This is a genomic window from Frigoribacterium sp. SL97 (assembly GCF_026625765.1).
In the GTDB taxonomy this organism is placed as follows: domain Bacteria; phylum Actinomycetota; class Actinomycetes; order Actinomycetales; family Microbacteriaceae; genus Frigoribacterium.
The window spans coordinates 1793366-1811362 of record NZ_CP113062.1 but is presented as its reverse complement, the minus strand read 5'-3'; the positions used below and the strand labels follow the sequence as shown (position 1 = coordinate 1811362).

General features: G+C 69.8%; 16 protein-coding genes and 1 pseudogene. 5 read left to right on the top strand and 12 right to left on the bottom strand.

The genetic code is table 11. The features are described from left to right. The 5 genes from OVA02_RS08655 to OVA02_RS08635 form a co-directional block, all read right to left on the bottom strand. The gene (locus OVA02_RS08655; protein ID WP_233568309.1) at positions 1-1767 is read right to left on the bottom strand and encodes a peptidoglycan D,D-transpeptidase FtsI family protein; all 1767 of its coding nucleotides are present in this window, start codon (positions 1765-1767) and stop codon (positions 1-3) included. Between the two features lie 74 nt (positions 1768-1841). Beyond that, complete coding sequence (locus OVA02_RS08650) at positions 1842-2495, bottom strand: hypothetical protein (RefSeq protein WP_056045028.1); 654 nt, start codon at positions 2493-2495, stop codon at positions 1842-1844. After that, positions 2492-3442, bottom strand: a complete 951-nt coding sequence (gene rsmH / locus OVA02_RS08645) for a 16S rRNA (cytosine(1402)-N(4))-methyltransferase RsmH (RefSeq protein WP_056045024.1) — start codon at positions 3440-3442, stop codon at positions 2492-2494. Before rsmH ends, OVA02_RS08650 begins: the two co-directional genes overlap by 4 nt. 101 nt (positions 3443-3543) lie before the next feature. Next, positions 3544-3975, bottom strand: coding sequence for a division/cell wall cluster transcriptional repressor MraZ (gene mraZ, locus OVA02_RS08640; protein ID WP_055973040.1), 432 nt, complete (start codon positions 3973-3975; stop codon positions 3544-3546). 275 nt (positions 3976-4250) lie between these two features. Further along, positions 4251-4649 carry a DUF3040 domain-containing protein gene (locus OVA02_RS08635; protein ID WP_056047377.1) on the bottom strand — a complete coding sequence of 133 codons (399 nt, stop codon included), beginning with the start codon at positions 4647-4649 and terminating at the stop codon, positions 4251-4253. 110 nt (positions 4650-4759) lie between these two features. Here OVA02_RS08635 and OVA02_RS08630 point away from each other — a divergent pair, with 110 nt between their 5' ends. After that, positions 4760-5881, top strand: a complete 1122-nt coding sequence (locus OVA02_RS08630; RefSeq protein WP_056045023.1) for a polyprenyl synthetase family protein — start codon at positions 4760-4762, stop codon at positions 5879-5881. A 56-nt stretch (positions 5882-5937) separates the two neighbouring features. On the opposite strand, the gene OVA02_RS08625 is transcribed toward OVA02_RS08630, so the two are convergent. Then, on the bottom strand, positions 5938-6294 hold the full coding sequence (locus OVA02_RS08625) for an Rv2175c family DNA-binding protein (protein ID WP_056045021.1): 357 nt from the start codon (positions 6292-6294) through the stop codon (positions 5938-5940). Positions 6295-6487: 193 nt separating this feature from the next. On the opposite strand from OVA02_RS08625, the gene OVA02_RS08620 reads away from it, so the two are divergent. Continuing rightward, entirely contained in the window at positions 6488-7834 is a 1347-nt protein-coding gene (locus tag OVA02_RS08620) for a muramidase family protein (RefSeq protein WP_267659654.1), read from the top strand. 87 nt (positions 7835-7921) lie between these two features. Further along, positions 7922-9880, top strand: coding sequence for a Stk1 family PASTA domain-containing Ser/Thr kinase (gene pknB / locus OVA02_RS08615; RefSeq protein ID WP_123570012.1), 1959 nt, complete (start codon positions 7922-7924; stop codon positions 9878-9880). A gap of 112 nt (positions 9881-9992) precedes the next feature. On the opposite strand, the gene OVA02_RS08610 is transcribed toward pknB, so the two are convergent. The 3 genes from OVA02_RS08610 to OVA02_RS08600 all read right to left on the bottom strand — a co-directional run bounded on the left by OVA02_RS08610 (position 9993) and on the right by OVA02_RS08600 (position 13090). Then, positions 9993-11321: a class II 3-deoxy-7-phosphoheptulonate synthase gene (locus OVA02_RS08610; protein WP_056047376.1), complete on the bottom strand. Its 1329-nt coding sequence runs from the start codon at positions 11319-11321 to the stop codon at positions 9993-9995. Between the two features lie 95 nt (positions 11322-11416). Next, entirely contained in the window at positions 11417-12106 is a 690-nt protein-coding gene (locus OVA02_RS08605) for a lysophospholipid acyltransferase family protein (RefSeq protein WP_056045016.1), read from the bottom strand. Positions 12107-12136: 30 nt separating this feature from the next. Then, positions 12137-13090 carry an ROK family glucokinase gene (locus OVA02_RS08600; RefSeq protein WP_192123710.1) on the bottom strand — a complete coding sequence of 318 codons (954 nt, stop codon included), beginning with the start codon at positions 13088-13090 and terminating at the stop codon, positions 12137-12139. A gap of 101 nt (positions 13091-13191) precedes the next feature. Between OVA02_RS08600 and OVA02_RS08595 the strand changes: the two genes are divergently transcribed. Beyond that, complete coding sequence (locus OVA02_RS08595; RefSeq protein WP_267659653.1) at positions 13192-15030, top strand: AMP-dependent synthetase/ligase; 1839 nt, start codon at positions 13192-13194, stop codon at positions 15028-15030. Here OVA02_RS08595 and def read toward each other — a convergent pair. Then, positions 15031-15529 (bottom strand): annotated as a pseudogene (def, locus tag OVA02_RS08590) (peptide deformylase). A 160-nt stretch (positions 15530-15689) separates the two neighbouring features. Between def and OVA02_RS08585 the strand changes: the two are divergent. Next, positions 15690-16502 carry a ParA family protein gene (locus tag OVA02_RS08585; RefSeq protein ID WP_054146774.1) on the top strand — a complete coding sequence of 271 codons (813 nt, stop codon included), beginning with the start codon at positions 15690-15692 and terminating at the stop codon, positions 16500-16502. A 91-nt stretch (positions 16503-16593) separates the two neighbouring features. On the opposite strand, the gene OVA02_RS08580 is transcribed toward OVA02_RS08585, so the two are convergent. Further along, positions 16594-17142, bottom strand: a complete 549-nt coding sequence (locus OVA02_RS08580; protein ID WP_056047373.1) for a MerR family transcriptional regulator — start codon at positions 17140-17142, stop codon at positions 16594-16596. A 154-nt stretch (positions 17143-17296) separates the two neighbouring features. Further along, positions 17297-17995 carry a MerR family transcriptional regulator gene (locus OVA02_RS08575; protein WP_056045008.1) on the bottom strand — a complete coding sequence of 233 codons (699 nt, stop codon included), beginning with the start codon at positions 17993-17995 and terminating at the stop codon, positions 17297-17299. Between the last annotated feature and the right edge of the window lie 2 nt (positions 17996-17997).

The window sequence follows — 17997 nt, the reverse complement described above, 5'->3', positions numbered from 1 at the left end:
TCACCAGGTCTCGGGCAGGCTGGGTGCCGGCTCCGTCGACGGAGGGACCCGATACATCTCGAGGACCTGGGACATGATCTTGTTGAAGGTCGGCGCCGCAGCGGCCGACGTCTTGATGGTACTGGGCTTGGTGAAGGTCACGACGACGACGTACTGCGGGTTCTCGGCCGGAGCGATGCCCGCCACCGAGACGATGCGGTCAGAACCGTAGCCGGTTCCGTCGGAGCGCGCGACCTCGGCGGTGCCGGTCTTGGCCGCCACGCGGTAGCCGGGGATCGACAGGACGTCCTTGAGGTCGCCGTCGCTGACGACCTTCTCGAGCATGTTGACGGTCGTGTCGGCGGCCCACGGCGAGACGACGCTCGTGCCCTCGGCGGAGGGCGCGTCGGTGACGGTGCCGTCGGGGGCGGTGCACCCGGCGACGAGGTTGACCGGCAACCGGGTGCCGTGGTTGGCCAGCGTCTGGTAGATGCTCGCGATGTGGATGGCGGTCGTCGAGACGCCCTGTCCGAACATCGTGTTGATGCTCGTCTGCTGGTCCCACTGGGAGGCCGGCCGGATGCCCGTCGTGGGTTCACCGAGGAAGGCCACGCCGGTCGGGTCGTTCAGACCGAACTTCACCATGTAGTCGTGACGTTGCTGGGCCGAGAGCGACTGGCCGAGCAGGGAGATGCCGACGTTCGACGAGTCGCGCAGGATGCCCGTCAGCGTGAGGTTCTCGGTCGGGTGGAAGGTGGCGTCGTGGATCTCGCCGCCCCAGGGGAACGTGCGGGAGTACGGCACCGTCGCCCGCGTCGCGGGATCGGCCTTGCCCGAGTCGAGCAGCATGGCGGCGGTCATCGCCTTGAAGGTCGAACCCGGCTCGTACGAGTAGGTGAAGGCCTTGCTGCCGAGGTCGTCGACGGCGGTGCCGTTGACGTCGTTGGGGTCGACGGCCGGGTAGTCGGCGACCGCGAGCAGCGAGGCGTCGCTCGCCTTCATGACGACGGCCGTGGCCGACTCGGCCCCGATGGCCTCGGCCTGTTCGCCCAGCGCCTGCTGGGTCATGTACTGGAGGTCGCTGTCGACCGTGAGACGCAGCGTGCCCCCGGCGACCGCTTTCTTGGTCGTGACGGTGCTGCCGGGCAACTGGACCCCGTCGGCTCCGCGCTCGTAGGTCTCCGAGCCGTCGGTGCCCGCCAGGCACGCGTCCTGGCTGAGCTCGAGTCCGGCCTGCGGCCCGTCCGTGCCGATGAAGCCCGTGAGGTTGCCCGCCACCGCGCCGTTGGGGTAGGTGCGCGCGGCCTGGCGCTGGAAGTACACCCACGACACGTCCATCTCGCGGACCTCGCGGAACGCGTCGACGTCGACGCCCTTGACCAGGTACGCGAAGTTCGCCTCGGGGTCGGTGGTCAACGCCTTCGTCATGGTCGCGGCGTCACCCCCGGTGATCTCGGCGATGCGTTCGACCACCTGGTCGACCGTCAGCTCGGTGGTCGTGCCGTCGTCGCCCTTGACCTTGGCCGTCGTGGCGAAGGCCGGAGCGGCCGTGATGTTGTACCGGGTGACGCTGCCGGCGAGCACGGTGCCGTCGACGTCGGTGATGTCGCCACGATCGCCGTAGGTCGTCTGCACGATCTCGCGCTTGTTCTGGGACTGCTCGTTGAGCTCGGCCGCCTGCACGAGCTGGATGTCCGCCAGGCGCACCACGAAGACGCCGACGAGCGCGATGATCAGCGCCATCGCCAGCGTCGCGCGGAGACGGCGGCTTCGGGGAGCTGCTTTCACGAGAGGTTCCTCACCGCGGCCGGGCGCCTGCCCGACCCGCTGTCGTCGTTCGATGTACCGGTGACGGCACGCCGCTAGCGGGTCTGCGGAGCCGCCAGCTCGTTCGCGCCCGACGCTACCGACTCGCCGGCCGATCCCCCGTCCGCCGCGCCTGCGTCGGTCGGAACGGCCACGGCGCCCGCCGTGGTCGGAGCACCGACCGACGAGGCGGAGGAGTCGGTGGTCGCCGTGCCGTCGGCGGCGGTCGCGGGGGCCTTGGTCGTCAGCGGGACGCCCTCGAGCAGGGTGTTGGGGATCAGGTTGCCGGACGTCGCCTCGTCCGCCCCCGCCGCAGGGGCGGGCGAGCCGTGGACCGCGCCCGTGGCCAGATCGAGGTAGACGGGGTTGGAGTTGCGGACCATGCCGAGTTCGTCGGCGTTGGCGGCGAGGTTCTGCGGCGAGGACAGCACGTCGCGCTGCTCGCTGAACTTCTGCTGGTCGCGGACGAGCTCGGTCTTCGCGGCCTGCAGGTCGGAGATCTTGTAGGCGCCGTCGCTCAAGGCGATGCTGATGGCGAGCTGGGCCAGCAGGAGGACGAACAGCGCCGCCGTCGCGATCAGCGCGTAGGCGATCTTCGGACGGGCCCGTCGCTGCGACCGACTCGTGACGATCTCGACCGGGCGCGCCGTCGGGGTCGACGACGGCTGCGGACGGCTCGACGGGGTCGCGATGGCCAGGTTGCTGCTCATGCTTTTCTCCGAATTCGTTCAGCGGCGCGCAGTCTCACGGGCTTGGCTCGGGGGTTGAGGTCGCGTTCGGCGTCGGAAGCCAGCTCGGCCCCTCGGACGAGGAGGCGGAAGTCGGGACGGTGCTCCGGCAACTCCACCGGGAGGCCCTGCGGCGCCGTTGAGGTCGTCCGAGCGGCGAGTTCCCGCTTGACGAAACGGTCTTCGAGGGACTGGTAGGCGAGGACGACGATCCGCCCGTCGACGGCGAGACGGTCGAGGGCGACCGGGACGGCCGCCTCGAGCGAGGCCAGCTCGCCGTTCACCTCGATGCGGAGCGCCTGGAACACGCGCTTGGCGGGGTGACCGGCACGTTGCAGGGCCATGGGCGTCGCCGCGATCAGGAGGTCGACCAACTCGCCGCTGCGGGTGAGCGGGGCGTCGGCCCGGTGCTCGACGATCCGCCGGGCGTAGCGCGGAGCCAGCTTCTCTTCGCCGTACTGGTAGAAGATGCGCCTGAGCTCGCTCTCGGGGTACTCGGCGAGGACGCGCTCCGCCGTGACGGGCGAGGTGGGGTCCATGCGCATGTCGAGGGGCGCGTCCTTGGAGTACGAGAAACCGCGCTCGACCCGGTCCAGCTGCAGGGACGACACGCCGAGGTCGAAGAGCACCCCGTCGACGGTGTCGAGATCGAGGTCGTCGAGCGCGTCGGCGATGCCGTCGTACGTCGTGTGCACGAGGCGAGCCCGGTCGCCGAAGGGTGCGAGCCGCTCGCCGGCGAGGGCGAGTGCCTCGGTGTCGCGGTCGAGGCCGACGACGGTCAGCTCGGGGAAGGCCTGCAGCATCGCTTCGCTGTGGCCACCCATGCCGAGGGTGCAGTCGACGACGACGGCGCCGGGACGCGAGACGGCCGGGGCGAGGAGTTCGAGGGTCCGCTCGAGGAGGACGGGGGTGTGGATCTGATCGGCCATGACGACACGGGCTGTGCTCGTCGGCCCTGATCCCCATCCGTCGGGACCTGGCACCGGGGAAGGTGCGCCAGGGCTGACGGCTGAGGGTCGGGGCCCACGGGCTAGAAGAGCCCGGGGATCACCTCCTCGGTGGTGTTGGCGAACTCGGCCTCCTGGGCCTCGTAGTAGGTGTTCCAGGCGTCGGTGGCCCAGATCTCGGCACGGTTTCCCGCGCCGATGACGGTGAGGTCACGGCCGAGGCCGGCGTACTCGCGCAGTGTCGCCGGGATGGTGACCCGGTGCTGCTTGTCGGGGATCTCGTCGCTCGCACCCGAGAGGAAGAGGCGCATGTAGTCGCGGGCCTGCTTGCTCGTGACGGGCGCCTGGCGGATGCGCGAGTGCATGTCTTCGAACTCGCGCTGGCTGAAGACGTAGACGCACCGCTCTTGCCCACGGGTCATGACGAGGCCGGAAGCCAGTTCGTCACGGAATTTCGCGGGGAGGATGATGCGCCCTTTCTCGTCGAGCTTGGGCGAATAGGTGCCGAGGAACATGCGCCCGTCTCCCCTCGCCCCGCACCCCGTCTGTGGCACGTACCTCCACTTTACTCCACAACCCACCACCAGACAATGAAAAGGCGGGTCCTCCGCTGCGCGTCCGGCCTGAGATCCGCTCCAGTTCGGGGGCCACACGGGTGGAGGACGGTGGAGGGAAAGGACCACGAGGAGGCGCGTCCTGCGTGTCGCGCGCCTCCCGCGGGGTGGACGGGCGCACCAAAAAAAGGGGCCGGCCCGAAGGCCGACCCCTGTGGTCGTGGTGCTGGTGGCGCCTAGGAGCGCTCGTCGCCGTCCTGGCGGCGGTCCCACCGGTCGTTGAGCCGATCCATCAGGCCCCCCTTGGCGGGATGCGCGGGGCGGGAGGTGGAGGAACGGGGAGCCGACGGCATCGAGGCCGTCGAGGATCCCTTCCGCTTGGGGGGCGCGATGGCGAACAACACGCCGGCGAGCATGACCACGAACCCCGCCACGCCGACCAAGGGCTGGCGGAAGATGACGCCCGCGACGATCACGGCGATTCCGACGAGCGCCCCGAGGACCCCGACCACGACCAGCGTGTAGTTGGGTCTGGCGCCGCGGGTCCCGACCGTCGCCACGAAGTCGGAGTCGTTGTTGTAGAGACTCCGCTCCATCTCTTCGAGGAGCCGCTGCTCCTGTTCGGAAAGTGGCATCTTGGTGTTCCCTTCGAGCACGGGCTCTCAAGCGCGAGGCGGGAGCCTCGGGATCGACGCGATGAGTAGCTGCGAGTGTATGCCCGACAGCTATCGCTAGGCTAGGCAGCGTGGCTGAGAGTACGCGGTTAGTGGACGTCGTTCAAGAGCGCATCGATCGGTTCCTCGAGCGTCAGCGACCGGCCCTCATGGGCATCGCTCCCGACCTCGATCCTTTCTCCCTCTACTCGGGCGATCTGCTCCGCGGCGGGAAACGCTTCCGGGCTCTGTTCTGCTACTGGGGCTGGCAGTCCGTCGCCGGGCTCGACACCGGATTCGATCCCCTCGGGGAGCCCCGCGACGAACGCGAGATCGACGCCGTCATGACCGCTTCGGCGGGGCTCGAGTTCTTCCACGCCGCCGCGCTCGTGCACGACGACATCATGGACAACTCGGACACGCGCCGCGGACTCCCGGCGGCGCATCGGCGCTTCGAGTCCCTGCACCGCGAGGGGGCCTGGCTCGGGTCCCCTGAGGCGTTCGGTCGCTCGGGAGCCCTCCTCATGGGAGACCTCCTCCTGGCGTGGAGCGACGAGCTCCTCAGCGAGGCCCTGGACTCCCTCCCGTCCCGTGACGCCGCCCGCGCGGCCCGCCTCGAGCTCAACCGGATGCGGACCGAGGTCACGGTGGGCCAGTACCTCGACATCCTCGAGGAGAACGCCTGGCGGACGGTCGACGAGGTGCAGCTGTTGCCGCGTGCCCAGCGCGTCATCGTCTACAAGTCGGCGAAGTACAGCGTCGAAGCCCCGCTGACCGTCGGCGCGGCCATGGCCGGGGCCGACCGACCAGCCCTCGAGTCCCTGCGGCACTTCGGGCTGCCCCTCGGCATCGCCTACCAGCTGCGCGACGACCTCCTCGGCGTCTTCGGCGATCCCTCGGTCACGGGAAAGCCCGCGGGCGACGACCTCCGAGAGGGCAAGCGCACAGTCCTCGTGGCGACGGCCCGCCGAGCCCTGCCCCCCGGGGCCGTCCGCCTGCTCGACGAACTCCTCGGTGACCCCGAACTCGACGACGACCAGATCAGCATGCTCCAGGCGACGCTCCGCGACAGCGGTGCCGTCGACGCCGTCGAGCAGACGATCACCGATCAGGTGGAGCGTGCCGTCCATGCACTCGAGAGGTCGGGACTCGCGCCGTCGGCCCGGACGCAGTTGACGCGACTCGCCGAGACCGTCACGCGCCGCGCCTCCTGACGCCCTCTGAGCCGTGGCGGCCGAGGACCGGCAGCCGCCAGAGGCGCGGATCGGGGCTAGAGGAGGCTCTGCGCGATGCGCCGGACCTCGGCTTTGCGTCCGGCCTGGAGGGCGGCGACGGGGCTCGTGCCGAGGGCCTCGTCGTGCGACAGCATCCAGTCGAGGGCCTCGTCGTCGTCGAACCCGTTGTCCGACAGGACCGTCAGGGTGCCCCGGAGGTCGTGCCTCGGCTCGGAGCCGTCGAGGAAGACGGCCGGCACCTTCGTGACGCCGTCCACGCGTGTCCCGACGAGGACGTGCTCCTCGAGGAGGCGCCGGACGCGGCTGACGCCGAGGCCGAGCCGCTCGACGAGGTCGGGCACGGTGAGCCATTCGGTGTCGGCGAACCAGGGGCGTTGAGAGAGATCGGTCACGCCACAACCTTGCCACGGGTTCGTGGCCGTCGCTGCGCCTCCTTGTCTCCCTCACGTGGGTCGAGTCACATGCGCAACATCCGTCACGCTGATTGACTTGGATATCCGCGTGTGCCAACTTTGGACGACGTGGCACCGCGGCTCACCGATCACCCAGCGACCGTGTCCCCGCCCCCGAACCGAGGATCAGCCCATGAACGACGTCAGTTCCGCCCGCCCCGACTCCGAATCCGTGACGACCCAGGACGCCCGGTCGACCAGCGCCTTCGGCCCCCTCGGTGGCGGAGACGAGCGCAAGCCCCTCTCCCGCATGGCCCGGTCGATGCTCAACACCGTCCCGATCGTCCTGGCGGGCTCGATGGCCCTCAGCATGGGCGTCACGGGCCCCGTGTTCGCCCTCGACCAGAACCCGACGAAGAAGCCCGACGCGTCACCGCGTCCCGTGCTGCCTCCTCGACTGTCCGCGCCCGAGCAGAAGACCGCGGCCACGGTCGAGACGGCCGCGACCTCTGCCACGGTCTTCGGCGCGGCCCCCGCCACGTACACCGTCAAGTCGGGCGACACGGTCGCGAGCATCGCCGGCTCGTTCGGCCTGAGCACCGCGTCGGTGCTCGCCCTCAACGGCCTCAGCTGGAAGTCCACCATCTTCCCGGGCCAGACCCTGAGCCTGAGCGCCGCCACGAGCGCCGCAGCCAAGCCGTCCGCCGCGCCCGCCCCGGCCAAGGCGACGGGCGGCCGGTACGTCATCGTCCGTGGGGACACGCTGAGTTCCATCGCGCGTGCGCACGGCGTCACGACCAGCGCGCTCATCCAGGCGAACGGGCTGGGACTGTCGAGCATCATCTACCCGGGCCAGACCCTGACCGTCCCGACGGGCGCCTCCGCCGCCGCCCCGACACCGGCCCCCGCCGGGGGGCCCGCGGTGGGCAGCTACGTCATCCAGCGGGGTGACACCATCGCCTCGATCGCCTCGAAGTCGGGGACGAGCGTCAAGGCCCTCCTCGCCGCGAACGGCCTCTCGTTCACCAGCACCATCTACGCCGGCAAGACCCTCACCCTCCCCGGCGCCTCCGCGCCGACCGCCACGACCGTCGTCGCGTCGACGTCGGCCGCACCCCTGGGCGTCAGCGCGACGTTGACCGCCGAGCAGGCCGCCAACGCCCGGATCATCATCTCGGTCGGACGCCAGCTCGGGGTGGGAGACCGTGCGATCGTGATCGCCCTGGCCGCGGCCGCCCAGGAGAGCAGCCTGCGCAACCTCGACCACGGCGACCGTGACTCCCTCGGCCTCTTCCAACAGCGTCCGAGCACGGGGTGGGGCACCCCCGCCCAGCTGCGCGACCCGGTGCACGCGACCAAGCTCTTCTTCGGTGGCGCGAGCAACCCCAACACCGGCAAGACGCGCGGCCTCCTGGACGTCAAGGGGTGGCAGTCGATGTCCCTGACGAAGGCGGCCCAGGCCGTCCAGTACTCGGCGTTCCCGGATGCCTACGCCAAGTGGGAAGCTCCGGCCACCACCTGGCTCGCGACCCTGCGCTGAACCCCGGACGACCCACCTGCCGGGCGGTTTCCCGCCGTGCGGTGAGTTGGGACACCCGCACGGCCGTCGGTCCGTAAAATCACGAAGGTGAGCGTGAACCAGACTGACCCGATGATCGGCCGTCTCATCGAGGGCCGGTACGAGGTCCGTTCGCGCATCGCCCGAGGTGGCATGGCCACCGTGTACCTGGCCACCGACCTGCGACTCGAACGTCGCGTCGCGATCAAGATCATGCACGGCCACCTGGCCGACGACGCGTCGTTCAAGGAGCGCTTCATCCAGGAGGCGCGCTCGGCCGCCCGCCTGGCCCACCCCAACGTCGTCAACGTCTTCGACCAGGGCCAGGACGACGAGTCGGCCTACCTGGTGATGGAGTACCTGCCCGGCATCACGTTGCGCGAACTCCTGCAGGACCACAAGGTGCTGACGCCCGAGCAGGCGATGGACATCCTCGAAGCCGTCCTCGCCGGTCTCGCCGCCGCCCACCGCGCCGGCATCGTGCACCGCGACCTCAAGCCCGAGAACGTCCTCCTCGCCGACGACGGACGCATCAAGATCGGCGACTTCGGCCTGGCGCGGGCCGCGACGGCCAACACCGCCACGGGTGCCGCGCTGTTGGGGACGATCGCGTACCTCTCCCCCGAGCTCGTGACCCGCGGCATCGCCGACACCCGCAGCGACATCTACGCGCTCGGCATCATGATGTACGAGATGCTCACGGGCGAGCAGCCCTACAAGGGCGACCAGCCCATGCAGATCGCCTACCAGCACGCCAACGACACGGTCCCCACCCCGAGCTCCGCCAACCCCCGCGTGCCGGTCGAGCTGGACGAGCTCGTCCTCTGGGCGACCGCTCGCGATCCAGAACAGCGACCGAGGGACGCCCGGGCCCTGCTCGACCAACTCCTCGACGTGCAACGGGTCCTGGCCGATCCCTCGGGACCACCCGCGAACCGGACGATGGTGCTCCCTGCCGCGGGCGCGACCTCCGTCCTGCCGTCCGGCGGCACGGGCGAGACGCAGATCCTGCCCAAGGCGCGACACCGGACCGGGCCGGTCCAGGCCGCACCCGACGACGCCGCCACGACGCTCGCGGCCGTCGCCGACCGCCGTCGGCGGCGGGGACGGGTGCTCATGGCCGTCGTCGTCGCGGTCGCGCTGCTCGCCGGAGGGACCGGCTGGTGGTTCGGCTCGGGTCCCGGGGCGCAGGCGTCCGTCCCCGACGTGTCAGGACGGGCTCCGGACGCGGCGACGGCCGCCCTCACGTCGGCCGGCTTCGTGGTCGCCCCCGATCCCCAGACGGACTTCTCCCCGGTGGTGCCCTCGGGCCAGGTCGCGCGCACGGACCCCGACGCCACGACCCGTGTGCAGAAGGGGTCCACGATCACCCTGGTCGTCTCCCAGGGGCCCCGGCAACTCCCGGTTCCGACCGTCGTCGGCGACACCGAGACCGCGGCCACCGAAGCGCTCTCGGACTTCACACTGCAGCCGACGTCGAGCCAGTTCGACGAGTCGGCCGCCGGCACCGTCCTCGGGATCAGTGGCGTGGACGACGCGGACACGCCGGTCGATCTCGCCGGAGCAGCCCAGTACGGAGAACGACGACCCGTGACGCTCACCGTCTCGCTCGGCCCCGTCCCGGACGTGGCGGGCCTCTCGGTGGCGGACGCGCAGGGCGCTCTCGCGGGGGCACAGTTGACGGGTGTGGAGAGCGGAACGGAATTCAGCGATGCGGTCGCCTCCGGGGAGGTCATCCGGTACGAACAGCAGGCCGAGGGGCCGCTCCGACACGGCGACACGGTCAACCTCGTCGTGTCGAAGGGTCCGCCGCCCATCACCATCCCGGACGTCCGAGGCAAGACCATCGACGCGGCCACGTCCCAGTTGCAGGGTCTCGGCTTCCGGGTGAGCTACCCGACCTGCACGGCCTTCACGTGTGCGTTCTACGACTGGGAGGCCCGCCTGCCGGTCACCGAGACGAACCCCGTCGCCGGCCTGACCGCGACCAAGGGTGCGACGATCACGCTCACGTACCGGGTGGAATGAGTCCCGGCCTCCCCTGAGGCCGAGGGCACCGACGGGCTCCGAGGTCGAGGGCACCGACAGGGCGACGGCCCCGGGACCGAGGGTCTCGGGGCCGTCGCCGTGTCGACCGGGCTCAGTCGGCCGCGAGTTCCTCGGCCACCAGGAAGGCCAGTTCGAGCGACTGCATGTGGTTGAGGCGGGGGTCGCAGAGCGACTCGTAGCGGGTGGCGAGCGTCGCCTCGTCGATGTGCTCGGAACCACCCAGGCACTCGGTGACGTCGTCGCCGGTCAGCTCGATGTGGATTCCGCCCGGGTGGGTGCCCGCGGCACGGTGTGCCTCGAAGAACCCCTTGACCTCGTCCATGATCTCTTCGAAGCGCCGGGTCTTGTAGCCCGTAGGCGTCGTCAGACCGTTGCCGTGCATCGGATCGCTGACCCACAGGGGCGTCGCGTCGGCCTTCTTGATGGCCTCGAGGAGGGGAGGCAGGGCATCCCGGATGGTGCCCGCCCCCATGCGGGTGATGAAGGTCAGGCGCCCGGGCTCACGCTCGGGATCGAGCTTGTCGATGAGGCGCAACATGTCGTCGGCCGTCGTCGTCGGGCCGAGCTTGACGCCGATCGGGTTGCGCACCCGGGAAAGGAAGTCGACGTGGGCACCGTCGAGGTCGCGGGTCCGCTCGCCGATCCACACGAAATGCGACGACAGCACGTACGGCGTACCCGTGCGCGAGTCGATGCGGGTCAGGGGGCGCTCGTAGTCCATGAGCAGGCCCTCGTGGCTGGTGTAGAACTCGACGCGCTTCAGTTCGTCGAAGTCGGCCCCCGCCGCCTCCATGAACCGGATCGCCTTGTCGATCTCGCGGGCGAGGTGCTCGTACTCGGCGTTGGCCGGGTTGCGGGCGAAGCCTTGGTTCCAGCTGTGCACCTGGCGGAGGTCGGCGAACCCGCCTTGCGTGAAGGCCCGGATCAGATTGATGGTCGAGGCGGAGGTGTGGTAGCCCTTCACGAGCCGCGAGGCATCCGCACGTCGGGACTCGGGGGTGAAGTCGTATCCGTTCACGATGTCACCGCGGTAGGCCGGCAGGGTGACGCCGTCCCGGGTCTCGGTGTCGCTCGAGCGCGGCTTGGCGAACTGGCCGGCCATGCGGCCCATCTTGATCACGGGGACGGACGCGCCGTACGTGAGGACGACGGCCATCTGCAGGATGGTCTTGACGCGGTCGCGGATCTGGTCCGCGGTCGCTCCCGCGAAGGTCTCGGCGCAGTCACCACCCTGCAGCAGGAACGCCTCGCCCCGGGCCGCCGACGCCAGCCTGGTGCGCAACGTGTCGACCTCGCCGGCGAAGACGAGCGGAGGCAGGGTGGACAGCTCGGCCGAGGCGGCCTCGACGGCTGCACCGTCGTGCCAGGTGGGCTGCTGCTTGATGGGGAGCGTGCGCCAATGGTCGAGACCGTCGATCACGTCGGGATCGGTGACGACGAACGGTTCGGTGAGCTGGGCCACGGTCTTCCTTGCCACTTGACGGTCTCGAGGCCGAACGACCTCGACAGGCGAGCCTACCGTGAAAGGGTCGGGCGCTTCTCTTTGACGCTGGTCGCGTAGACGTCGCTGTACTGCTGGCCACTGAGGGCGTTGAGCTCGTACATGATCTCGTCGGTGATGGACCGCAGGATGAAGCGGTCGCCTTCCATGCCCTCGAAGCGGCTGAAGTCGAGGGGTTCACCGAACACGATCCCGACCCGGTGCAGGCGAGGGATCTTGGTACCGGTCTTCATCACCTTCTCGGTTCCGATCATGGCGACGGGGATCACGGGCACGTGACCCTCGAGGATCATGCGCGCCACGCCCGTCCGACCGCGGTACAGCTTGCCGTCGGGGCTGCGGGTGCCCTCGGGGTAGATGCCGAGTTGCTCGCCGCGACGGAGGACGGACAGGCCCGTCGCCAGCGACGCCTCGGAGGCCTTGCCCCCGGACCGGTCGATGGAGAGCTGACCCGTGGCCGTGAAGAACAGTCGGATGGCCCACCCCTTGATGCCCTTGCCGGTGAAGTAGTCGCTCTTGGCGAGGAAGGAGATGCGCCGATCGAGGGCGAGCGGCAGGAAGATCGAGTCGACGAACGAGAGGTGGTTGCTCGCGAAGATGACGGCACCCGAGGCCGGGACGTGCTCGCGACCGCTGACCCACGGTCGGAAGATCGACAGGACGAGCGGACTCGCGACCATCGTCTTCAGGAACCAGTAGAGCATCGGTGCTCCTCTCGTCGGGGCGTCGGGAGTCTAGCGGTCGCTGGCGTGGAGGCGGGCGAGGTCGGCGGCGCCCACGACCCCCGCGTCGTTCACCAGCTCGGCGATCACGAACTCGGGCTCGGGGTGGTAACCGCGAGCGGGCAGGTGCTCGAGGTAGGCCGCGCGGACGGGTGCCAGCAGCAGTTCGCCCGATTGCGCGACCCCGCCGCCGAAGACGAACACCTGCGGATCGAGGATCGCGCTCAGCGACGCGGCGGCTTGTCCGAGCCAGGTCCCGAGGCGGCGCAGGGCCTCGACGGCACCGTCGTCACCGGACTGCAGCAACAAGCTGACGTCGTGACCGGAGAGCTCGCCGCCGTTCGCCGTGCGGACGTCCGCGAGACCGCGGCCGAGGCCGCCCTCGTCGGCCACCTCACCGGCGATGCGCAGCAGTGCGCGCCCCGAGCCGTACTGCTCGATGCACCCACGGGCCCCGCAGCCGCAGGGCAGACCGTCGGGCACGATGCGCATGTGGCCGAGTTCGCCACCCGTGCCGAATCCTCCGCGCAGGAGGCGGTCCTGCGCCACGATGGCACCGCCCACCCCCGTGCCGATGGTGAGCATGGTCATGTCGCTGGCGAGACGACCGGCCCCGAACCGGAACTCGGCCCAGCCGGCGGCGTTGGCGTCGTTGTCGATGGTGATGTGCAGGTCGAGCCGTTCGGACAGCCGGGCCCGGAGGGGCTCGTTGCGCCACGCGATGTTGGGCGTGTAGTACACGGTCGACTGTGCGGCGTCGATGAAGCCGGGCGCCGCGACACCGGCGGCGGCGACGTCGGGGTGGCGTGCCTGCAAGGAGGTGACCATCTCGACGACCGCGTCGACGATCGCACCCGCGTCGCCCGCGGGCGTCGCCACGCGCTCTTCGTCGACGATCTCGCCGAACTCGGTGACCACCCCGCCCGCGATCTTCGTCCCACCGATGTCGATTCCGATTGCCTGCACGAGGATCGAGTCTATCCTCGACGACCCTCCACCTCGGGCACCCGCTCCTGCGAGGCCGCGTTAGGGTGGTCGGACCATCGTTCGGTACCGAAGGAGCTGCCGTGAACGAACACATCGTCCCCCCCGCCGTCCCCGCCGACCCGTCCGCGAACGCCACCGACCTGTTGCTCGCGCGGGCGGCGGCCACGCCCGACGAACCACTCTTCTCCGTGCCGGACGGACGAGGTGGCTGGCGCGACATCACGGCGGCTCGGTTCCTCGAGCAGGTGCGCGCACTCGCGAAGGGCCTGATCGCCGCGGGCGTCGAACCGGGCGACAAGATCGGCCTGATGTGCCGCACGCGCTACGAGTGGACGCTCATCGACTTCGCGACCTGGTTCGCAGGCGCCCTGCTCGTCCCCGTCTACGAGACGTCGTCGCCGGCACAGGTCCACTGGAACCTCAGCGACTCCGAGGCCGTGGCCGTCATCGTCGAGACCGCGGACCACTTCTCGCGGTTCGACGAGGTGCACCCCGAGTTGCCTGCCGTGACACGGGTCTGGCAGGTCGACCTCGGAGACCTCGACAAGCTGGCCGCGTCCGGTGTCGACGTGTCCGACGACGAACTCGAACGCCGCCGGAGCGCGGCCGTCGCCGCGGACGTCGCGACGATCATCTACACGTCGGGCACCACCGGCCGGCCCAAGGGCTGCGTGCTCACCCACGCCAACTTCGTCGAGACGAGCCGGAACGCCGCCGTCGCCATGAGCGACGTCGTGGCGCCCGGCTCCTCCACCCTCTTGTTCGTGACGACCGCGCACGTCTTCGCGCGCTTCATCGCCGTGATGTCGGTCCACGCCGGCGTGAAGGTCGGGCACCAGGCGGACACCAAGCAGTTGCTGCCGTCGCTGGCCTCGTTCAAGCCGAGCTTCCTGCTCGCGGTCCCCCGCGTCTTCGAGAAGGTCTACAACTCGGCGGAGCAGAAAGCCGAGGCCGGGGGCAAGGGCGGCATCTTCCGGCAGGCCGTGGCCGTCGCGATCGCCCACAGTCGCGCGCTCGACGAGGGCACCGTGCCCCTGGGACTCAAGCTCCGCTTCGCACTGTTCGACCGCCTGGTCTACAGCAAGCTCAAGAAGGCCATGGGCGGCAACATCCGCTACGCCGTCTCGGGTTCGGCTCCGCTCGGGACACGACTGGGTCATTTCTTCCGGAGTCTCGACATCCGCATCCTCGAGGGGTACGGACTGACCGAGACCACGGCGCCTGCGGCCGTCAACCTCGTCTCCAAGTTCAAGATCGGAACGGTGGGCCCGGCACTCCCCGGCGTCGGCATCACGATCGCCGCCGACGGAGAAGTGCTCGTCAAGGGCGTCAACGTCTTCGCGGGGTACTGGAAGGCCGACGAGGCCACGGCCGAGGTCCTCGACGACGGCTGGTTCCGCACCGGCGATCTCGGCTCGCTCGACGCCGACGGTTACCTGACGATCACCGGTCGCAAGAAGGAGATCATCGTCACCGCGGGAGGCAAGAACGTCTCCCCTGCCGCCCTCGAGGACCCGATCAGGGCCAATCCCCTGGTCGGCCAGGTCGTCGTCGTGGGCGACCAGCGGCCGTTCGTCGCGGCCCTCGTCACCCTCGACACGGAGATGCTGCCGGTGTGGCTGAACAACGCCGGTGAAGCAGCCGACATGCCGTTGGCCGAGGCCGCCCGGCACCCCAAGGTCCGCGCCGAGGTCCAACGAGCCGTCGATGGTGCGAACGCCGCCGTGTCGCGCGCCGAGTCGATCCGCATGTTCGAGATCCTGCCGGTCGAGTTCACCGAGGCCGGCGGGCATCTCACGCCCAAGATGAGCGTCAAGCGTGCCGTCGTGCTGAACGACTTCGCCCAGCAGATCGCCGACATCTACACCGCCCACCCCGACACCGAGTCGGTGCGCACGGTCACCGCACGGGGACGGTGATCAGGCGCGCCACCAGTCGGCGGCGCGGATCTCTCGCATGGCCTCGCGCTTCGTCTCGGGTTCGAGGGTGAGCACGTAGAGCGTGCCGTCGAGGTGGTCCGTCTCGTGCTGGAGGGCCTGAGCCATGAGTCCCGTGCCCTCGAGCACGACCTTCTGGCCGTCGAGGTCGACCCCCTCGACACGGGCGTACTCGTAGCGGGGGGGTGGGAAACCAGAACCCCGGCACCGAGAGGCACCCCTCGTCGACGAGGGTCTTCTCTCCGGACACCTCGACGACGACGGGGTTGAGGACGTATCCGACCTCACCGTCGACGTTGTAGCTGAAGGCTCGGAGCGACACGCCGATCTGGGCGGCCGCGACCCCGGCTCGTCCCGGCTCGCGAACGGTGTCGAGGAGGTCCTCGACCAGGGACGCGAGCCGAGGATCTCCGACCGTCACGGGGTCGGACGCCGATCGTAGGACGGGATCGCCGAACAGGCGGATGGGTCTCACGCTCACGGCGCGCCTCCTGGGGTGGGTCGGGGTGTGGTGCGGACGACGGGTCGCGACACCGTGACGACGACGGGTGGGCTGGTGCCGTCGCTTCGCAGAAGCCGACGCACGCCGCATCGACGTGGCTGTTGGGTGATTCAACAGTAGTGAAGGTATCGTCTGTGTCGTGCATGTACTCAGCGTCAGCTCTCTCAAAGGGGGCGTCGGCAAGACGACGGTGACGCTCGGACTCACGTCGGCCGCCTTCGCCAAAGGTCTCAGGACCCTCGTCGTCGACCTCGATCCCCAGTCCGACGTCTCGACCGGCCTCGACATCACGGTCTCGGGCCACCTCAACGTCGCGGACGTCCTCGCGTCGCCCAAGGAGAAGACGGTCCGGGCGGCGATCGCCCCCAGCGGGTGGACCAAGGGCCGCCAGGGCAAGGTCGACGTCATGATCGGCAGCCCCTCGGCCATCAACTTCGACGGCCCGCACCCGTCGATCCGCGACATCTGGAAGCTCGAAGAGGCCCTCGCCAACGTCGAGGCCGACTACGACCTCGTCCTGATCGACTGCGCCCCGTCGCTCAACGCCCTCACGCGCACGGCTTGGGCCGCATCCGACCGCGTGACGGTCGTCACCGAACCGGGTCTGTTCAGCGTGGCCGCCGCCGACCGGGCGCTCCGGGCGATCGAGGAGATCCGTCGAGGCCTGTCACCGCGCCTCCAGCCCCTCGGCATCATCGTCAACCGGGCCCGGGTGCAGTCCCTCGAGCACCAGTTCCGCATCAAGGAGCTGCGTGACATGTTCGGCCCCCTCGTCCTGTCACCCCAGCTGCCCGAGCGTACGTCGCTGCAACAGGCACAGGGTGCCGCCAAGCCGCTGCACGCCTGGCCCGGTGAGAGCGCCCAGGAGATGGCCCGCAACTTCGACCAGCTCCTCGAACGCATCATGCGGACGGCCAAGATCGGCGACTACGCCGAGCCTGCCGCCCGCTGACCTCCGGTCCCAGCTGCACACGACGAAGGCCCCGCACGATCTCGTGCGGGGCCTTCGTCGTGCTCGACCGCCACTCGCGGTCGAGGTGTGGTCAGCTGGCTCGGGTGCCGCGTCGCGCCGCGAGCTCGTCGGAGGGATCCGCGGCGGGGGTGCTGTCGATCTCGACGAGACTCGACTCGACCTCGCGGAGGACCTTGCCCACGGCGATGCCGAACACGCCCTGACCGCGGCTGACGAGGTCGATGACCTCGTCGTCCGACGTGCACAGGTAGACGCTCGCACCGTCGCTCATCAGGGTCGTCTGGGCGAGGTCGTTCACCCCGGCCTCACGGAGCTGGTTGACGGCCGTGCGGATCTGCTGGAGCGAGATGCCCGTGTCGAGGAGGCGCTTGACGAGTTTGAGGACGAGGATGTCGCGGAAACCGTAGAGGCGTTGCGAACCGGAGCCGGCCGCGCCGCGGATGGTCGGCTCGACGAGTTCGGTGCGGGCCCAGTAGTCGAGCTGGCGGTAGCTGATGCCGGCGGCCTTGGCCGCGACGGTACCGCGGTAGCCGCTGTCGGCGTCGTGTTCGGGCAGGCCGTCCGTGAAGAGCAGACCCAGCTCGTAGCGGGATTCCTCGGAGGAACCTGACTCACTCATGCTGTTGCCTTCCACGTTCTACTTCCGGAGCTCAACGTTCAACATCGGGTTGATGGTTGTACAGGACTCACGGTACCCACAACGGGGAGCTGCCTGGGCGACATTCGCATCGACGGGTCGGCGTGTCGAGGATATTCGCCCGGAGGGCAGACGTCTAGGCGTCGAGTCGCCCGAGAGCCGAGCGGACGAGCCCCGACCGGACGACGTCGACCTGCGCCGCGAGCTCACGGGAGAGCTCGGCGACCCGCGCCCGGGAGGCCGCGTCGTGCTTCCGGGCGAGTGGCGCGAGGGCCGTCTCGATCAGGCCGAGTTCGCGGTCGACCGAGGCCCGGACCGTCCGGAGGTGACGAGGCTCGATGCCCGACCTGCCCAGCTCGACCAGGGCCGACAACACCGAGATCGACTCGTCGCCGTAGTGCCCCGCCGACGGGAGGAGAGACGCCGAGACGGCCTCGTCGAGCAGGGCGGGCGTGGCGCCGGTCTCGCGGAGCAACTCGTCGCGACCGAGCCGCCGACCGTGGGTCAGGATCGAGACGGGCGCCGCCCCGGACGGGAGCGACGCAGGTCGGCCCGCGTCGAGGTCGGCGAGGTGTTGCCTGATGACCTTGAGCGGCAGGTAGTGGTCGCGCTGCAGACCGAGGATGAAGCGGAGCCGCTCGACGTCCGCCGGGGAGAACTTGCGGTAGCCGGACGGGGTGCGCACCGGTGTGACCAACTCGCGCTCTTCGAGGAAGCGCAGCTTGCTGTTCGACAGGTCGGGGAACTCGGGCTTGAGCCGTGAGAGGACCTGCCCGATCGTCAGCAGGTCGGACGGCCCGGTCTGCGACGACCGGGCGGTGGCGGTGCGGGGCACGA